The 18186-nt window shown below is 34.1% G+C and carries 17 protein-coding genes; 15 read left to right on the top strand and 2 right to left on the bottom strand.

Translation table 11 applies throughout. The annotated features are described in order from the left end of the window. Positions 1-52: 52 nt before the first annotated feature. The 13 genes from MQX03_RS02165 (at position 53) to MQX03_RS02225 (ending at position 13301) form a co-directional block, all read left to right on the top strand. A complete protein-coding gene (locus MQX03_RS02165; protein ID WP_242801099.1) occupies positions 53-607 on the top strand; it encodes an RNA polymerase sigma factor in 555 nt (184 codons plus the stop codon). Continuing rightward, the gene (locus MQX03_RS02170; protein ID WP_242801101.1) at positions 573-1271 is read left to right on the top strand and encodes a hypothetical protein; all 699 of its coding nucleotides are present in this window, start codon (positions 573-575) and stop codon (positions 1269-1271) included. Before MQX03_RS02165 ends, MQX03_RS02170 begins: the two co-directional genes overlap by 35 nt. Before the next feature lie 90 nt (positions 1272-1361). Then, positions 1362-2444 (top strand): hypothetical protein, encoded by a 1083-nt coding sequence (locus tag MQX03_RS02175; RefSeq protein WP_242801103.1) that lies wholly within the window; start codon positions 1362-1364, stop codon positions 2442-2444. A 158-nt stretch (positions 2445-2602) separates the two neighbouring features. Next, positions 2603-2986, top strand: a complete 384-nt coding sequence (locus MQX03_RS02180; RefSeq protein WP_242801105.1) for a hypothetical protein — start codon at positions 2603-2605, stop codon at positions 2984-2986. Beyond that, on the top strand, positions 2983-3387 hold the full coding sequence (locus tag MQX03_RS02185) for a hypothetical protein (RefSeq protein ID WP_242801107.1): 405 nt from the start codon (positions 2983-2985) through the stop codon (positions 3385-3387). Before MQX03_RS02180 ends, MQX03_RS02185 begins: the two co-directional genes overlap by 4 nt. Before the next feature lie 111 nt (positions 3388-3498). Continuing rightward, complete coding sequence (locus MQX03_RS02190) at positions 3499-4677, top strand: acetyl-CoA C-acyltransferase (RefSeq protein WP_242801109.1); 1179 nt, start codon at positions 3499-3501, stop codon at positions 4675-4677. Between the two features lie 7 nt (positions 4678-4684). Continuing rightward, a complete protein-coding gene (locus tag MQX03_RS02195) occupies positions 4685-4894 on the top strand; it encodes a hypothetical protein (RefSeq protein WP_129536907.1) in 210 nt (69 codons plus the stop codon). A gap of 225 nt (positions 4895-5119) precedes the next feature. Next, positions 5120-6598, top strand: a complete 1479-nt coding sequence (locus tag MQX03_RS02200; protein WP_242801111.1) for an MFS transporter — start codon at positions 5120-5122, stop codon at positions 6596-6598. A 73-nt stretch (positions 6599-6671) separates the two neighbouring features. Then, complete coding sequence (locus MQX03_RS02205; RefSeq protein WP_242801113.1) at positions 6672-7598, top strand: mevalonate kinase family protein; 927 nt, start codon at positions 6672-6674, stop codon at positions 7596-7598. A gap of 11 nt (positions 7599-7609) precedes the next feature. Next, complete coding sequence (locus MQX03_RS02210) at positions 7610-8539, top strand: UbiA family prenyltransferase (RefSeq protein ID WP_242801115.1); 930 nt, start codon at positions 7610-7612, stop codon at positions 8537-8539. Positions 8540-8856: 317 nt separating this feature from the next. Next, positions 8857-10023: a proline dehydrogenase family protein gene (locus MQX03_RS02215; protein WP_129536911.1), complete on the top strand. Its 1167-nt coding sequence runs from the start codon at positions 8857-8859 to the stop codon at positions 10021-10023. 314 nt (positions 10024-10337) lie between these two features. After that, the gene (locus MQX03_RS02220; protein WP_242801117.1) at positions 10338-11525 is read left to right on the top strand and encodes an FAD-dependent oxidoreductase; all 1188 of its coding nucleotides are present in this window, start codon (positions 10338-10340) and stop codon (positions 11523-11525) included. Positions 11526-11537: 12 nt separating this feature from the next. Then, positions 11538-13301, top strand: a complete 1764-nt coding sequence (locus MQX03_RS02225) for a flavin monoamine oxidase family protein (protein ID WP_242801119.1) — start codon at positions 11538-11540, stop codon at positions 13299-13301. Between the two features lie 144 nt (positions 13302-13445). Here MQX03_RS02225 and MQX03_RS02230 read toward each other — a convergent pair whose 3' ends face one another. After that, positions 13446-13982 carry a helix-turn-helix domain-containing protein gene (locus MQX03_RS02230; protein WP_242801121.1) on the bottom strand — a complete coding sequence of 179 codons (537 nt, stop codon included), beginning with the start codon at positions 13980-13982 and terminating at the stop codon, positions 13446-13448. 854 nt (positions 13983-14836) lie between these two features. On the opposite strand from MQX03_RS02230, the gene MQX03_RS02235 reads away from it, so the two are divergent. Further along, on the top strand, positions 14837-15946 hold the full coding sequence (locus tag MQX03_RS02235; protein ID WP_242801124.1) for a M14 family zinc carboxypeptidase: 1110 nt from the start codon (positions 14837-14839) through the stop codon (positions 15944-15946). A 52-nt stretch (positions 15947-15998) separates the two neighbouring features. Here the strand turns inward: MQX03_RS02235 and MQX03_RS02240 are convergent, their stop codons facing one another. After that, on the bottom strand, positions 15999-16505 hold the full coding sequence (locus MQX03_RS02240) for a DUF4920 domain-containing protein (RefSeq protein ID WP_242801126.1): 507 nt from the start codon (positions 16503-16505) through the stop codon (positions 15999-16001). 141 nt (positions 16506-16646) lie between these two features. On the opposite strand from MQX03_RS02240, the gene MQX03_RS02245 reads away from it, so the two are divergent. Then, positions 16647-18062 (top strand): APC family permease, encoded by a 1416-nt coding sequence (locus MQX03_RS02245; protein ID WP_242801128.1) that lies wholly within the window; start codon positions 16647-16649, stop codon positions 18060-18062. The last annotated feature ends 124 nt before the right edge of the window (positions 18063-18186 follow it).

The raw sequence follows: 18186 nt of genomic DNA on the forward strand, positions 1-18186 counted from the left end.
TTTTAAGGCAACCATTTTAAACTTTTGCCGTCTTATAGATAGAAACTGATACATGAAGAATTTAGAAGAGAATTTTAAACTTGCCAAAAAACAGGATCGGAGAGCTCAGAAAGCTCTTTACGAGTTGTTTTCAGCTAAAATGCTGGCGGTTGCAAATTCTTATACAAATAACATTCATGATGCTGAAGATATTCTGTTAAATGCATTTCTGAAGTGTTTTAATAAAATCGGGGATTGCAAAGAATGGAAAAGCTTTCCGTTTTGGCTGAGAAAAATTGTTGTGAATGACTCCATAACTTTCGTCAGGAAAAATAAAAATATTCTTTACTCAGATATTGAAATTGTCGATGATTATGCAGATGATGAGATTGATGAAAGGCTGACTGAAATTAATCTCGAAGAAATATTTTCACAAATGCCGACGGGTTATCGATTGATTTTCAATCTCTATGTTTTTGAAGACAAAAAGCATCAGGAAATCGCTGAAATTATGAATATTTCAGAAGGCACAAGCAAAAGCCAATTAAGCAAAGCCAAAAAATGGATTGCTGATTATTTAAAAGTAAAAGAAAATGGACAAAAAAATACTGAAACAATTAAAATCTGATTACAAAGAGCTGGAAATAAAGCCTTCAGCAGATTTGTGGTCTAAAATTGAAGCGGGGATTGATGAAGGAGTCAATGTTGATCAAAAGCCTGCTTTACAATGGTGGAAATATGCAGCTGTAGTACTTCTGCTGATTTCTTTCGGCACCTATTTTTACTTCGAAAACCAAACTGATCATAAAAAAATACTGACTAAAGAATTTCCGAAAGATAAAGTTGAAAAAGTGAATATTATCAATGAAGAATCTCATCCTAAATCAGAAAATCTAGTTGTAAAAGCAATTCAAAATGTTGATCCTAAGGCTAATTTGGTTAATAAAGAAGAGAAACCAAAGCAATTAATTTCAGCTAATCCACAAAATATTTCTGAAAAGAATTTGCCTGAAGAGAAAATTATAATAGATGAAATTGTAGAAAACCCAATCGTTAAAGAAATTGACCATCTTCCAATTCAAAAACAAACGGTTGCAGAACGCAAAAAAGTAAATTACACCAATGCAGAACAGTTGCTTCTTGGAAGAGAATTAGATAAAACCCGTGAAGAAAATCAGAACGAACAAAGAAAATTCGGGGTTTTAGATATCGGAAAAATAAAAATTAAAAGCCCAAATTCATTTAAAATATTAGGTTTCACTATTTATTCAGACTCTCTCGAAACCAAATAAAAACTTACAATTTAAATCTATAAATACTGTTTTGAAAGACAAACAGAAATAAAGTACTGTGTAATAATTAAACTTAAAAATAACAACTATATGAAAACCAAACTCGTCTCAATAGCTGCCATCCTATTATTCTCCTTTGGCTTTGCACAGGAAAATCCGCACATGGATTCTCAAATGAAAATCTATTCAAAAAAAATAGACAGCATCATTACTTCAGAAAAATCTAAAATGAATATTGAGCTTGATGAACTCGATGAAAGTTTTAAGAACAAAAAAATATCTTCAGATGAAAAACAAAAACAAAAGGCAGATATCGCTTTGAAATATGAAGAAATAATCAATGAAAAAGTTGATAGTCAAAAATCTGACCTTGAAAACACAACCAAAGAAATTGTGAAAAATTCAGTTCTTGGAAAAGGAAAAGCTTTTGACAAGATTGAGTTTGCACAGAACAATGCCTTAGTAAGTTTTAAAGATTCTAAGCGCACAAAAAAAGAAATTCTAAATACATTTGATGTCAATATTGCGATAGGTTACATCGATCTCACAAAATCGGCATCATCATTTGCTTTGGGAGGTGAATCTTCTCAGATGAAATTTGGTAAATCAGTGTCTAGCGTAGTAGAATTCAGGTTTACAAGACAATTAGGAACATTGACATCACCCGTGTTCTATCGCTTTGGTTTTGGATACAGAGGTGACACTTTTGTTCCAAAAAATTCTCAAATAGCTGATTTTAATAATAATGAAATTGTTTTGACAGATTTTACTCAAGGACATTTAAAGAAATCCCGTTTTATAAATCACTACATCGTAGCACCATTAGACTTTGTGTTTGTTTTGAATCCTAAATATACTGTAGAAAACGGTGAAAAAATGCTGGACAATACCAAAGGAAACTTTAGGATCACAGCAGGTATTTACGGAGGTGTAAGGCTTTTAACGCAGAATCAAATTATTTACAAAAATGTAGATGACCATCGAGTTGTTGACCGTGAAAATATTCCCGATATGGTTAATAATTTTTTATTTGGAGGAAAGTTATCGGTAGGTTTTGGTGCTTTTAATGTTTTTGTAAAAAGAGATTTCACACCATTTTCTGGTGATAATGTCAAAATAAATAACAAATATGGTTTTCAGATTGGTTTAGAATTACTTTATCTTAATTTTTAATTATTTATATAAAATTACTTTTCATTAAATTATAATTAATTTTTCATTAAATATTTTATTAATCTTAAATACTAATAATCAAATAATTGATTTTGAAACACACTCAAAAAAAGTGTGTTTTTTTTTGTACTTTGGCTTTCTCAGAATCTTATAAAAAGATGAAAAATATACAGTTAATTGGATTGATTTTGGTAGTTGTCGGAAGCTTCCTGCCGCTCGTACACGTTCCGATTATCGGAAATTGGAACTTTTGGAAAGTTGATCATTATTTAGCAATTGCCTGCTGGGTTTTCTCGGCTATTGCATTGTTTGGAATACTCAATAACAGCCCGAAAATCGTAAGAACGTTCAGTGTTTTATTAATTGTTTTATTTCTCTTTACTATTATTGCTACAAAATATCAGGCATTCAGCTACTTCAGTTTTCTTCCATTTAAATCTTGGACAGAGACTTTAGCTTCAACGGTAAAGCTAAAATGGGGTTGGGCAGTTGAATTTTTAGGGGCTATCATCATGTTATTTGCGACAAAGAAAAAAATATGAGAACATATTCATTTTTATTCATCATATTGATTTTCTGCTCTTCAAAAGTAAAATCTCAGGAACATTTCTTATTGCCGGATTCGCCTGCGAAATGCCATCTTATGAAGGAAGGAAAGTTCATCAAAGAAGGTGATTCTGCAAAAAAATGGAACATTGTCATAAAAAAAGATTCTCAGCGAGAATACACCAACAACGGAAAAGATTACATCAAATATAAAGTCGAATTTCTTGATAACTGCACATATAAAACCACAGTTACTGGGAAATCAGATGGTAAAAATCAAATCAGAATTGGCGACGTTATTACCAATAAAATTATAGAAACAGATCATCAGTTTATAAAAATTTCGTCTCAGTATTTTAATAAAACAGATGAAATTATCCTTGAAAAAATAGAATAAATTAAAATTAAATAAATTTCTAGATATGAAATCGCCATGTTTTGGAAACGTAAATATTAGTAAAGATTCCGCGATAACATATGACCTTTAAAAAACAATAAATTTCAACATATGAAAGAAGTATTCATCGTTTCCGCAGTAAGAACTCCAATAGGAAGTTTTATGGGAAGCTTATCAACAGTTCCTGCTACCAAACTGGGAGCAGCAGCAGTAAAAGGAGCATTAGATAAAATTAATCTTGATCCAAAAAACGTTCAGGAAATATACATGGGTAACGTTTTGCAGGCTGGCGAAGGTCAGGCGCCAGCACGTCAGGTTGCTTTAGGAGCAGGACTTTCAAACGAAACCCCTTCTACGACCATCAACAAAGTTTGTGCTTCAGGAATGAAAGCAGTTACGATGGCTGCACAGGCGATTAAAGCAGGTGATGCAGACGTTATCGTTGCTGGAGGTATGGAAAATATGTCTTCAGTTCCACATTATTACAATGCAAGAAACGCTACCAAATTAGGTGATGTTAAAATGCAGGACGGAATGGTGTTAGACGGACTTACAGACGTTTACAACAAAGTTCACATGGGTGTTTGTGCTGAAAAATGCGCGACAGATTACCATTTTACAAGAGAAGATCAGGATAACTTTGCTATCGAATCTTACAAAAGATCTGCAAAAGCTTGGAGCGAAGGTAAGTTCGCTGAAGAAGTAGTTCCTGTTTCGATTCCACAAAGAAAAGGTGACCCAATTATTTTTTCAGAAGATGAGGAATATAAAGCGGTTAATTTCGACAGACTTCCTACACTTCCTACCGTTTTCAAAAAAGAAGAAGGAACAGTTACGGCGGCGAATGCATCTACCTTAAATGACGGTGCATCTGCATTAATTCTTGTTTCTAAAGAGAAAATGGAAGAATTAGGATTGAAGCCTTTAGCAAAAATCGTTTCTTATGCTGATGCAGCTCAGGAACCTGAAAACTTTACAACTGCACCTTCAAAAGCTTTACCAATCGCTCTTAAAAAAGCAGGTTTAGAAATTTCTGATATCGACTTTTTCGAATTTAACGAAGCATTCTCAGTAGTTGGTTTGGCAAACAATAAAATCTTAGGATTAGATGCTGCTAAAGTAAACGTAAACGGTGGAGCAGTAGCTTTAGGACATCCACTTGGAAGTTCAGGTTCAAGAATCATTGTTACCTTGATTAATGTTTTAAAGCAAAACAACGCTAAATACGGTGCTGCAGCAATCTGTAACGGTGGCGGTGGAGCTTCTGCTATTGTTATTGAAAATATTTAAAATACTTATGAAAGCAAAATATGCCATCTTTGTATTTTTAGCAGGCTTTTTATTAAATTTATTAGGAGCTTGGTTAAAGATTACTCATCTTTCATTTGGAGCAATGAATGGGAACTTATGCTTAACCATAGGATCCATTCTTCAGAGTATTGGCATTGTATTAATTATTTTTAAAGTTCTCAAGTATCCAAAATTCAAGGATTTTTTAAATAAATAATTTTTTAAAATAAAATAAAATGAAACCAAAAGCATAACTGTTTTTGGTTTTTTTCTTTAATGACTAATAGGTGAACTTTAATAGGAACAGGTGTTTTATTTTTCATTAAAAATCTCTTAAATGTTCATTTAATTTAAACCAAACAATAATATTTCTCTTAAACAAAATAAAAATCACCGAATATTCAGCGGTTTTTCTATTTTTGTGCAACTAATACATTTTAAAATGTCTGAAACTGAAATTCAACCTTCACAAAACATAAAGAACAACCCAAAGATCATGAAAGCCTGGGCAGTCTACGACTGGGCAAATTCTGTTTATTCTTTGGTGATTACGTCTGCAATTTTTCCTATTTACTATACGATTCTGACCACTGCCTACAACAAAAAGGAGTATGTAGCAGCGGCGAATGAAGTTCAGGAAATTCCGGTGAGAAATATGATTAAAGTTTTTGGGGAAACGTATGAACCGGAAGCGGTCTTGAGTTTTTCTTACGCAATCTCTTTCTTTTTGGTTGTGCTTTTATCGCCATTTTTATCATCTTTAGCTGATACCATTGGAAATAAAAAGTCATTCTTACAGTTTTTCTGTTACTTGGGAGCAACTTCTTGTATGGGATTGGCCATGTTCACCGGAATGGAAAATATTTTCCTTGGTTTGCTTTTCAGTATCACGGCAAGTGTCGGTTTCTGGGGAAGTTTAGTATTTTACAATTCGTTTTTACCAGATATTGCCACGCCTGAAAAGCAGGATGCACTTTCTGCAAAAGGGTATATTTACGGATATCTAGGTTCGGTTGTTTTATTGATTATCTGTTTGGTTTTAATTCAGGTAGTTGCGAAAGGAGCTGAACAGACGAATATCTATATCAGAGTCAGCTTTTTGTTGACGGGAGCCTGGTGGTTTGGTTTTTCACAATATACTTTCAAACATTTGCCTCAGTTTGGTGATGTGAAAGAGAAACTTCCTAAAGATTTGGTTTTATTAAATTATAAAAACATCTTCAAAAGACATGAAGAACAAGGCGGATTTTTTGAGGTTTTAAAAGATAATATCAGTTTCTATAAAGATATTGCCAAAGAAAGTTTCAGAGAATTGTTCAGAGTGGGAAGCAAACTGTTTGCTGATAAAAGTTTAAAATTCTTTTTACTAAGTTTTTTCTTTTACAGCGTTGGGATGCAGACGATTTTCCTAATGGCCGTACCTTTCGGAAGTACCGATATTTTCCCAAAGCAGGCAGATAAGTACAAATTGATCATTACCATTTTGGTAATCCAGATTATTGCAATTTTCGGAGCCTTCTTATTTTCAAGATTATCAAAAAAAATTGGGAACAAAAATGTGATTACGATAGCGGTTATCATTTGGATTGTTTGTTGCATTTCTGCATTCTCTTTAAATAAAGAAAATCCTAATCTTCAACTTCAGTTCTATGCTTTAGCAGGATTGATTGGTTTGGTAATGGGAGGTTTGCAAGCGATGTCTCGTTCTACTTACTCAAAGCTTTTGCCGGAAAACTCGATGGAAAACACGACGTATTTCAGCTTTTACGACGTGCTTGAAAAGATTGCCATTATTTGTGGAATGCTTATTTTCAGTGTGATCATTCAGAAATTTGGTAATATGCAGTATGCATTTATTGCAATGTCGACATTCTTCGCTGCAGGGGCAATTACAATAAGGTTCTTGAAATCTAAGGTTTAAAATACGTTATTGGCTTAAAATTTGTTAATATTCAGCAGAATACGTTAACTTTGCACAAAAGATTTATTACACAATGACGAACCCTCTATTTTACGCTAAAATTCTTCTCTTCGGAGAATACGGAATCATTGAAGATTCCCAGGGTTTAACACTCCCATACAGCTTTTATAAGGGGGCTTTAAAGTTCTCATCATTAGACTCAGAATTTGAAAAAAAGTCTAATGGTCATTTGATCAAATATTCAGAATATTTACAGGATTTAGAACTTCCAGAAGGTTTTGAATTGAATGTTTCTGAGTTTCAAAAAGAAATTTCTAAAGGTTTATTTTTCGACAGCAACATTCCTCAAGGATATGGTGTTGGAAGTTCAGGAGCTTTGGTTGCTGCCATTTTCGAAAGATATTCTATCACAAAATATATTCCTGAAAATGTTTCTAAAGACCAGTTAAAAAATCTGAAGAAGGTTTTTGGTTTGATGGAAAGCTATTTTCATGGAAGGAGTTCAGGGATTGATCCTTTGATCTGTTATATGAATCTGCCAATTCTTATCGAAAATAAAGAAAGTGTAGACAAAGTTTCAATTCCAAAAAGTGAAGCGGGTAAAGGAGCTATTTTCTTAATTGATTCAGGAAGTATAGGTGAAACCGGACCAATGGTTCAGATCTTCTTTGAAAAAATGAAAACTGAAGGTTTCCGTAAAACGTTGAAAGAAGAATTTATCCGTTATAACAATGCGTGTATAGATTCTTTCCTGAAAAAAGATATGAATCCGTTCTTCAGAAACCTTAAAAAACTATCTCACTGGGCTTATGAACATTTCCGTCCGATGATTCCTGAAAGCATCTTCAATGTTTGGAAAAAAGGATTGGATTCCAATGCTTATTACCTAAAACTTTGCGGAAGCGGAGGTGGTGGTTACATTTTAGGTTTTACTAAAGACTACGAAAAAGCTGAAAAAATGCTTGATGGTTTCCATAAAGAAGTGATTTATAGATTTTAAATTTACCGGGAATGAATTCTGAAAAAGAAACTTTCCAGGAAAAGAATTTTGTTTCCAAATCTGTGTTTTACAGACTTTCACAATTTGTCGGTTTTCTTTTAGGAGCACGATTTTTCATTACTATTCTGCTAACTTTTGCCCTATATGTGTCTACATTTTTCCTGTTTAATCAGGAAGAATCTTTCAGAAATTTCGTCTTCGATTTTAGAGTTCACGGTATTATTTTCTGTACCGTTCTTTCCATACTTTCTGGCGGAATCATCAATCAGTTTTATGATTTTGAAAAAGATCATATTGTAAAACCTTTCAGAACAAGGATCCAAAGTTTTATCAAGCAAAAATATTTTTTGTATGCTTATCTCGCTCTCACGGTAATTTCTTTGGGTGTTGCAAGCTTTATTTCTTACAGAGTTCTTATTTTCTTTCTTATATATCAATTTTTCATGTGGTTTTACAGTCACAAGATGAGCCGTATTTTAATCTTAAATAACCTCACATTCGTCAGCCTCACTTTATATCCATTCTTCGGGATGATGGTGTATTACGAGACTTTCTCAAAGAAAGTTCTGCTGATGGCCATCTTTTTATTTCTGATTCTTTTATGCATCGATATTGTAAAAGATATGTTGACGAAAAGTGTTGACAAAACTTTTGGCTATGTTACGATTCCCAATTATTTTAAAAGCAAAACAACCAAAACCATTATCATTTCTTTATTAATGATTACGATTGCGGTTTCAATGAAGCTCATTGCTAAAACAGGGATTTCCGGATTCATGGCTTATTATTTTGCATTAGGATTGTTCGTTATGATTGCGTGTATTTATTTACTTTTAAAATCTTCGAAAAAATCTAAATTTTTCACACTCAATATTTTACGTTTCTGGGTTTTTGTAGGGATTATCGCAATGCTGCTCAACGGAATCGAGGGTAAGCTGTAGAATATTTTTACTGCAAATCGAAAATTAAATGTTATTTCGACGAATTCAAAAGTGCCAAAAAAGAATTTCAAAAAATTACAAATACAAAACTCTTTAATTTTGAATAGTCAATTTGAATGAAAACTTAGTGTTCTTTGCTAAGTAGAACGCCTTTGCGAACTTAAAAGCAGTCAGTAGTGAAAAAAATATTAGCGAACTTTGCGTTAAAAATCACCATTTTTCGAGCCTAAGATTCAGAATTAAAAAACTAAAAAAATATATTTTAAAAACATTCAGGTTATTCTTACATTTGCCAAAATCAAAATTTAATAAAAAGGATGCCCATTTTTAACGATACTAAAGTCGCATTTGCCGATAAAACAGATGCTCAGTTGAGAAAAGCGTATTGGATGTTTAAGATGATTGAACAGCCGGCTTTGACCAATATCGGAACTTCTCTGCTTAATTTCACCGTACATAATAACTTTCCATTCGTCAACGGAATTGTAAAAAACACTTTGTTTGAGCAGTTTGTAGGCGGTGAAACACGTGAAGAAAGTATGAAAGCGGTGAAGCAGCTTTTCAAAAGAGGCGTTGGAAGTATCTTTGATTACTCAATTGAAGGGAAAGAAGATGAGGAAACCTTTGATGCTGTTTGTCAGGAAATTAAAGATATCATTAAATTTTCTGTGGGAAATCCTGCAATTCCTTTTATCGTTTTTAAACCTACGGCTTTCGGAAGAATTGACTTGTATGAAGCGGTGGGTAAAAATGTTGAACTGACTTCAAGCCAGAAGGAAGAATGGGCGAGAGTTGTTAAAAGGTTTGATGAAGTCTGCAAACTTTGTCATGAACATGAGAAGAAAGTGATGATTGATGCCGAAGAATCCTGGATGCAGGATGCTGCAGATCAGCTTTGTGAAGAGATGATGGAAAAGTACAATCAGGAAAAACCAATTGTGTGGAATACCATCCAGATGTACAGAACGCATCGTTTAGAATATATGGAGGCGAATCTTCAGAGAGCTAGAGAAAAGAACTATTTCATAGGCTATAAGATTGTTCGTGGCGCTTATATGGAAAAGGAAAGAGCGAGAGCGACTGAAAAAGGTTATGCAGATCCAATTCAGCCAAACAAAGATGCTTCAGACAAAAATTACAATGCAGGAATTGATTTTATATTGAATCATCTCGATAAAGTTTCTGCTTTCTTTGGAACTCATAATGAGATCTCATCTGAATTGGTGATGGATAAAATGAAGGCAAAAGGTCTTGAAAATAATAATCCTCACATCTATTTCGGACAGCTTTACGGAATGAGTGATAACATTAGTTTCTACTTGTCAGATAAAGGCTATAATGTAGCTAAATATCTTCCTTACGGACCTGTGAAAGATGTTGTTCCGTATCTTACAAGAAGAGCGAGAGAAAACACTTCTGTTGCCGGACAAACCGGAAGGGAATTAGGTTTAATTAAAAAAGAATTAGACAGAAGAAAGAAGTAATTTCTTTTAAAATAAAATTTTGCTGCTTTTACTACAATAAATTGGACGTAACTCAGCGAATATTTACTAAAAAAGCAATCCTACGAAAATGTGGGATTGCTTTTTTAATTTAATGATGTTGTCCATAAAAACATCTGAAAAATTTAGTATAATCTATCGATTTTCAATACCTAAAAAACCTTATTAAAGCATTAGGTATTTCTACTCAAAACAGTATTTGGTTATTTCTACTCTACAACAAATGTAATCTTCTTCGTTACTTTGAATAGCTTATTAATCCTACAAAATTTGGAATAATACCTAAAAACTAAATCATGCATACAGAAAATTACGACGTTATTGTCATAGGCGGTGGAGCAATAGGGCTTGCAACTGCTTATCATTTGGGTAAAAGAAAGGCAAAGACCTTGGTTCTTGAGCAATTTACTTTTGCGAATCAATTGGGAAGTTCGGCAGGAGTTTCTCGTCAGTTCAGAATTCCATATCCTGATGAATATATGGTACAGATGGCTTTAGATGCACAGCCTTATTGGGATGAATTAGAAAAAACTACTTCCACACAATTGCTTGATAAAGTGGGAACACTATGGTTTGGAGATCCCAATGTACATTCCACAGAAGGAAATATAGCTGAAGCTGAAGAAGCTTTAAAGGCTTTAAATGTTCCTTACACTACCTTGACAGCGAAAGAAATCGAAGAGCAATATCATTTCAGAAATTTATCCGATACTTACACCGGATTGTTTCAACCGGATGGCGCAAGTATTAATTTTAAAGCTACGATTGAGGCTCTTCTAGAATTATGTAAAAAAGAAGAAACCGTTCAGTTACAGGAAAATTCGCCGGTACTTGAAATTAAACAGATAGGCGAACTCTTTGAAATTATTACTCCAAACGGAGCTTACATCACTAAAAAGTTGGCAATTATTCCCGGTCCGTATATCAACAGTGTGATCAATTTGCTTGAATTTAAAATTGAAGCAACGTATTGGAATATGTCTTCAGCATATTTTAAAAAGACTGACCCCAATATTCAATATCCGACATGGTTTGTATTCCAAAATGCGATAGGTGAAAACGGCAATCAGTTTTACGGCTTTCCTTCTGTAGATTGGGATCATCCTGAATATATTCGGATAGCACCTGATTTTGTGATCAATCCTTTGGATGAACCTAGTGACAGAACATTAATTCCCAATCCGCAAGAGCTTGCCTATACTTCAGAATGGGTACAAAATCACATGACTGGCCTAAGCACGGAACCAGAATATACTTCAACATGTCTTATTGCTTTAAGTAAAATTCCAAACAAAGAACTGTTGATCGATTTTGCTCCCGGCTATGTACCGAATCATAAAAATATTGTTTTATATGCTACAGGATGGGCGGCAAAATTCACCCCTTTTTTAGGTAAAATTATGTCAGATCTTGCACTAGATGGTCATACAGATTTTGATATTACGCCTTTCCAATTAGGAAGAAAATACTTTAAATCACTTTAAAACTAATATAATATGAATAAAAATACACCTTTAAATACAGGAAAAAATCCTGATTTGAAAATTGAAGTTGCCATTATCGGCGCCGGAACTTCAGGATTATACACTGCATATCGTTTGGTTACAGAGGAAAAATTTAAGGCAAGCGATGTACAGATTTTTGACATGAACAATAAACTTGGCGGAAGATTAGAATCTGTAATCATGCCCGGAATGAACTTCTGGGGAGAATTAGGCGGTATGCGTTATCTTACTTCTCAGCAGATTGTGACGACGTTAATTGAAGGTTACGTTCCTAAGGAAGATCCCAACATCCGTATTCCTGTTTTGAAAGATAAAATGACTCCTATTCCTTTCCCAATGGGGGATCCGTCAAAATTATTAATGTATCTCAGAAAAGACCGTTGTAAGCAAAACGCGTGGGATGTGGCTCAGAAAAAAGGTGAAAAACTGGCAACACGATATTATCTGAATAATGATGATTACGGTTTTAGTTCAGACCAGTTATTCAATAAAATTATTTATGAAGTTCTTATGGCTGACACTTGGGTGGCTAGCACTTATGGAAGTAAAATTATTAAAGGTAAAGATTCAGAATACGATTATTCTTTTGAATTAACCAGCAGAGATTGGGATGATATTAAGCCAAAATTGGTCTACAATTTCCCTAATTCACCTTACGATCAACGTAAAGTAAACGATATCGGATTCTGGAATTTAATTAAAGATCAGGTTTCACAGGAAGGCTATCAATTCCTGGCAAATGCGGGAGGGTATTATTCAAATACAATCAATTGGAATTCTGCAGAAGCATTTCCTTACATGGTGGGAGATTTCTCTGCAGGAACAATTTACAAAACCATTGAAGAGGGTTATGACAGCATTGCTTATGCCGTAGCCAATTCTTATATGGAACATGAAGGAGCGTGCATTTGGTCTGAAAATAAGCTACTTACTTTCACCAAAAATCATCATTTGGCAGACTCTTACAAGTATGAGTTGATTTTTCTTAATCTGAAAACCAACACAGAATGGAAAGTATATGCCAATACAATCGTTTTGGCGATGCCGAGAAAATCTTTAGAGCTTCTGGATCAGAATAATTTCTTTTTCAATACCAATAAAAATTCTTTGCTTAATGAAAATATCCGTTCTGTTATTATGGAACCTGCCTTTAAGATATTGATGGGTTTTGAATATCCTTGGTGGCAAAATTTAGGAATAGATTCCGGGCATTCTATCACCGATCTGCCGATGAGACAATGTTATTATTTTGGGACAGATCCACAAACTGACAACTCGATGCTGCTTGGAAGTTACGGAGATATGGAGACCGAAACATTCTGGAAAGCATTGACTGATGATGAAGTTTTATTTGAAGTAAAACCTGCGAAATCAGCTTCGTTAAGAGAGCTTCACCAATTGGATAAAGTTCAGGCAACGAAACTGATGGTTAATGAACTGATGAATCAGCTTCGTGAACTTCATGGCGATGATGTGACAATACCGGATCCTTATGTAACCTATTTCAGAGATTGGACGGATGAGCCTTTCGGGGCAGGATATCACGCCTGGAAAGCAGGATTTTCAGTTGAAAACGTAATGCCGTATATGAGAAAACCTGTAACTGATGAGCAAATTCATATTTGCGGAGAAGCATATTCAGATCAACAGGGCTGGGTAGAAGGAGCTTTCTGTGAAGCTGAAAAAATGCTTAATGAATATTTTGGAGTTGATCGTCCTCATTGGTTGAGCCCGGATTATTATTTGGGTTGGTAAAATATTTTAAGTAAAACTTAGAACAGAATTTTACAACAAAATAAAAACTAATAAAATGCTTAACATGAAAAATGTTGGGCATTTTATTTTTCCTTTAAAATTCAAAAATAAAGTCTGATCAAAAAATGGTCAGACTTTTTATTTTTAAGGCTCAAAACTTTCAAATTTTCCGTTTTCGTAGAACAGAACAATTCGTTTTATCTTATTAGTTTGATTTTCAATAACTTGCTTGATAGTTTGCTCGTTTGATTTTTCTAATGGCTGAGAATCGGATATTTTTTCTTCAGCTTTACTTTGATGCGGAATAATCGATTCTCGCAAGACTTGAATTTCTTCAGTTTTTTCTTCTGCAGTTCCAAAATCTTCATCGTCGTTCATCAGCGTAAATAAATCGGGAAGAGATGTCGGTTTCGTTTTTTCTTCCGAATTTTCAATTTCGGGAATATGCTCAGTTTCTGGTAAATCAGATTTCAACATTTCACCGTCACCAGTCACCAGCCAATCCCAAAGAATCTCAGGAAACCTTGATTTTATTTTTATAATAAATTCTAAAGAGGGTTTATTCCTCCCGGAGGTAATGTGCGAAATAGAAGATCGCTGCACATCAATTTCGTCTGCAAACTCTGAAGAGCTCAGCTTAGAATATTCGATAACTTTTGAAATTCTCTCATTTAAACTCATAAAAACAAGCTTTTAATCTTGTTACAAATGTAAATATAAAATTTACAATTGCAAAATACAAAAGTAAACAATGTTAGTAATGGTTAATATACAAAAGTAAATAATACTAAATATTTGTTTATCATGTATTTATATAATATTCTCATGAAATTTTAAACTTTATCCACAAAATATTAATTAAGTAAATTCTAATTGCTATCACACTTAAAGTATAACTCGAGATAATATTTTTAACTAAAATTCCGAAATTTATTTTAACGCATAAAAGATCAATAATTTCTTCTATCTCCTTTCTACAGGTATTTTGTGACCTATCATCGTGTTGTAGAGTGGGAGAGAGGCTATATGGCTGGTTTTGTAGCGAATTAGGATATATAATAACGTCTTATTTTAATTTTAGTGCATAATAAACCTTTATAGGAAGAGGTTTTAACAAAACATTAAGATTGAAATGATCATCACATATAAAACTTTCAGCAACTATTTTAGCATATTCATTTAAACTGACTTTGAGCTCATAATTTATGTGGATAAAATAATAAATAACCTTAATTTACATTTGTATAATGAGTGTAGTTTATAGCTTAATCCACATTCTACATGTTTAGTATAATAACACTCAAATAGGCTAAAATCGACTTATCCATACTTAAAGTAAAGATAAATTAACTATTGAGATGATTATTTTAATTACTTGAACTACAGCTAATTAAATACTATTAATTAAATTATCAACAATCCACAATTTAACTAACAGACTTTTTGGCAATTTACATTGTTTGATAATGTTACAAATGTTAATTTTATTTTAAACTCAAAAATCATTATTTTTGACTCATGTAAATTTCTTTAGAATGAATTTTGAACATTTGTATATCCAAAATCCCGATTTCCAAAATCGCTATATTTCCCCCGAAAAATTATTTTCTTACCTACAGAACAATCTCAGCGATTACATTCAGGAGATTGGAAGATCATATTTAGATAAACCTATTTACAAATTGAGTGTAGGAAATGGCGAGATAAATGTTCTTGCCTGGTCGCAGATGCATGGCAATGAATCGAACGCAACACATGCGATGCTTGATCTATTATTTACTCATGATAAGCATCCGGAATTAAAAGAAAATCTTTTCAATACAATCAGCTTAGACTTTATCTTTATGCTAAACCCTGACGGTTCTGAAAGATGGACGAGACTCAATGCTGCAGATATAGATCTAAACAGAGATTTCCACAATGAAGCAAGTACAGAAATCAAATTTTTGAAAAAATTGGTTTCGTCGAAGAAATACCATTACGCATTAAATCTTCATGAGCAACGCACCATTTTCACAACGGACGGAGTACATCCTGCGACACTCTCCTTTTTGGCACCTTCTGAAAATGAAGAGAGAACGGTTACCGAAAACAGAAAGAAATGTATGGCGGTCATTGGTCAAATTTATGACAGTTTAAAAGATTTGATACCCAATCAGATCGGAAGATATACCGATGAGTTCTATCCCACTTCTACAGGTGATAATTTCATCAAAGGCGGAATGCCGACCATTCTGTTCGAAGGCGGACATTTTATTGATGACTATACAAGAAAGGGAACAAGAAAATATTATACAATTGCTTTGTATTATGCCTTAAAAGCAATCAGCGAATTAAAATCTGATACAAAAGGCTGGGAAAAATATCTTGAAATTCCGGAAAATCAGGAAACACATTACGATATTGTCTACAGAAATGTAAAGTTAAATACGGATCATGAATGCATCCTTAATATTGCTGTACAGTACAGGGAGATTTTTGAAGAAGGAAAAGACGAAATATCATTTGTCCCTTTTGTCATAGAGGCAGGTGAGGTTAAGAAAAGAAAAGGTTGGCTGGAAATAGACTGCACCGGAAAAAGATTCGTAAGTGAAACAAAATATCCCAAATTGGATGCGGAAGTCAGTTTTAAAATAGAAGAATAAAAAAAGCGGAACAAATTAATTGTTCCGCTTTTCTTTTAAGTTATATCGAGTATTAGTTAACGACTTTGATTCCGTTAGCTACGAATCTTATTTCTTCTTTTGGCTTTGTGATCGCATCAATTTCAGCTTGAGGCTTTTTAGCATCTTCTGCGTAATGTTTCTGCTCGTCAATAGAAGTTACTTTTCTTTCGGCGTTACCTTCTAATACTACATTTTTACCTTTCAAAGCTGTCGGTACGAAAAATCCGTAATCTTTCATTTTTACGAAAAATTGAGTATCGTCTTCAGTTTGAATGGTCAACCAACAACCTTTTTTGTCACAAACGTCTACCACTTTTCCTTTGATGGCTACGTTTTCAACTTTTTTGTTGTCTTTTTTCAATTTTTTAGCCAGTTTATCTACACTCATTGCCTTAGATTCTGCAGATGTAACTGTAGATCCGTAAGTATCACCCACGATTGCGTTTCCTGCCGGAGGTCCGAATTTCTTACCTTCTTGAGCAAATGCTAACGTTGAAGCACTTACTGCTACTAAAAATAATATGGATTTTAATTTCATTCTTATATTTTTTCCAAAATTAATAATAATAATCGAATTTCAAATGAATAAAAACTTGATAAAAAACAGTTCATTCATCAATTCAAAACAAAAAGCAAAAAGAATTGCATATTTATCTATATTTGATGTGAATATTTGAATATGCAGAAAAAACTAAAACTTTGGGACGCTACCATGCTCGTGATGGGTTCTATGATCGGTAGCGGAATCTTTATCGTAAGTGCCGACATGATGCGAAATCTCGGCTCAGGCTACTGGATGATCGTGGTATGGATTATTACCGGAATCATGACGGTTGCTGCAGCAATCAGCTATGGCGAACTTTCGGCTCTGTTTCCTAAAGCGGGCGGACAGTACACCTATCTCACAGAAATTTTCGGTAAAAAAATGGGTTTCCTCTACGGTTGGGGATTGTTTACGGTTATTCAAACCGGTACAATTGCTGCTGTTGCAATGGCTTTCGGAAAGTTCACAGCCTATCTCGTGCCTTCACTCAATGATGCAGCTCCTATTTTCCAAAGTGGAGAATTTCAAATTACCTGGATTCAGATTTTAGCCATAGCCATCATTCTTTTACTCACTTACATCAATACGAGAGGGGTACAAAGTGGAAAACTCCTTCAGAATGTATTCACAGGTTCAAAAATATTGGCTTTACTAGGATTAATCGCTGCAGGTTTTATCTTCGTAGATTTTTCACATTTGGCAGAAAACTTCAGCTTAGGAACAGATGCTTTTAATAATATTGATAAAGATGCTAAAGGAAACTTTTTAAAAACGGGCTGGGAATCAATTGATGGAATGACCTTAATGGGTGGAATTGCCGCTGCAATGGTAGGTTCAGTTTTCAGTTCTGTGGCTTGGGAAAGTGTGACTTTCGTTTCGGGAGAAATTGAAAATCCAAAGAAAAATGTGGTCAAGGCAATGATTTTAGGAACTTCAGCGGTAATGCTTTTATACATCGCAGTTAATTTTGTGTATTTAAATGCCATCGACCGTGATTCTATCGCATTTGCAGCTAATGATAGAGTAGCCGTTGCCGCTTCGCAGAATATTTTCGGAAGTGCAGGAACCGTAATTATTGCAGTTCTCGTAATGGTTTCAACTTTCGGTTGTAACAATGGATTGATCTTAGCAGGAGCAAGAGTGTTCCAGACGATGGCAAAAGACGGTTTGTTTTTCAAATCGGCGATTGATAACAATAAAAATGATGTTCCTTCAAACGCTCTTTGGATGCAGGGAGTTTGGGCTTCGGTTTTATGTCTGAGCGGACAGTACGGCAATCTTTTAGATATGATTTCGTTCGTTATTGTTCTGTTTTATATGATTACCGTTTTCGGAGTAATTTACCTAAGATTTAAGCAACCCAATCTCGAAAGACCTTACAAAACTTGGTTATATCCGGTTACTCCCATTATTTATTTGGTGATTGGAACAGTTTTCTGCGTTCTTCTTCTGATTTATAAACAACAATATACATGGCCGGGCTTTCTGATTGTGTTACTCGGACTTCCCGTTTATTACATCATTAATCGAAATAAAAATACAGATTCGTAATTTTTTTAGGAGCTTATTCCCGCTTTCACTACTCGCTTTTTCAGATTTTTGGGGGGGGGGGGGGGGGGGGGGGGGGGGGGGGGGGGAAAAAAAAAAAAGGGGGGGGGGGGGCGGGGGGGGTGTA

Origin of the sequence: Chryseobacterium aahli (genome assembly GCF_022699665.1) — a bacterium.
Classification (GTDB): domain Bacteria; phylum Bacteroidota; class Bacteroidia; order Flavobacteriales; family Weeksellaceae; genus Chryseobacterium; species Chryseobacterium aahli.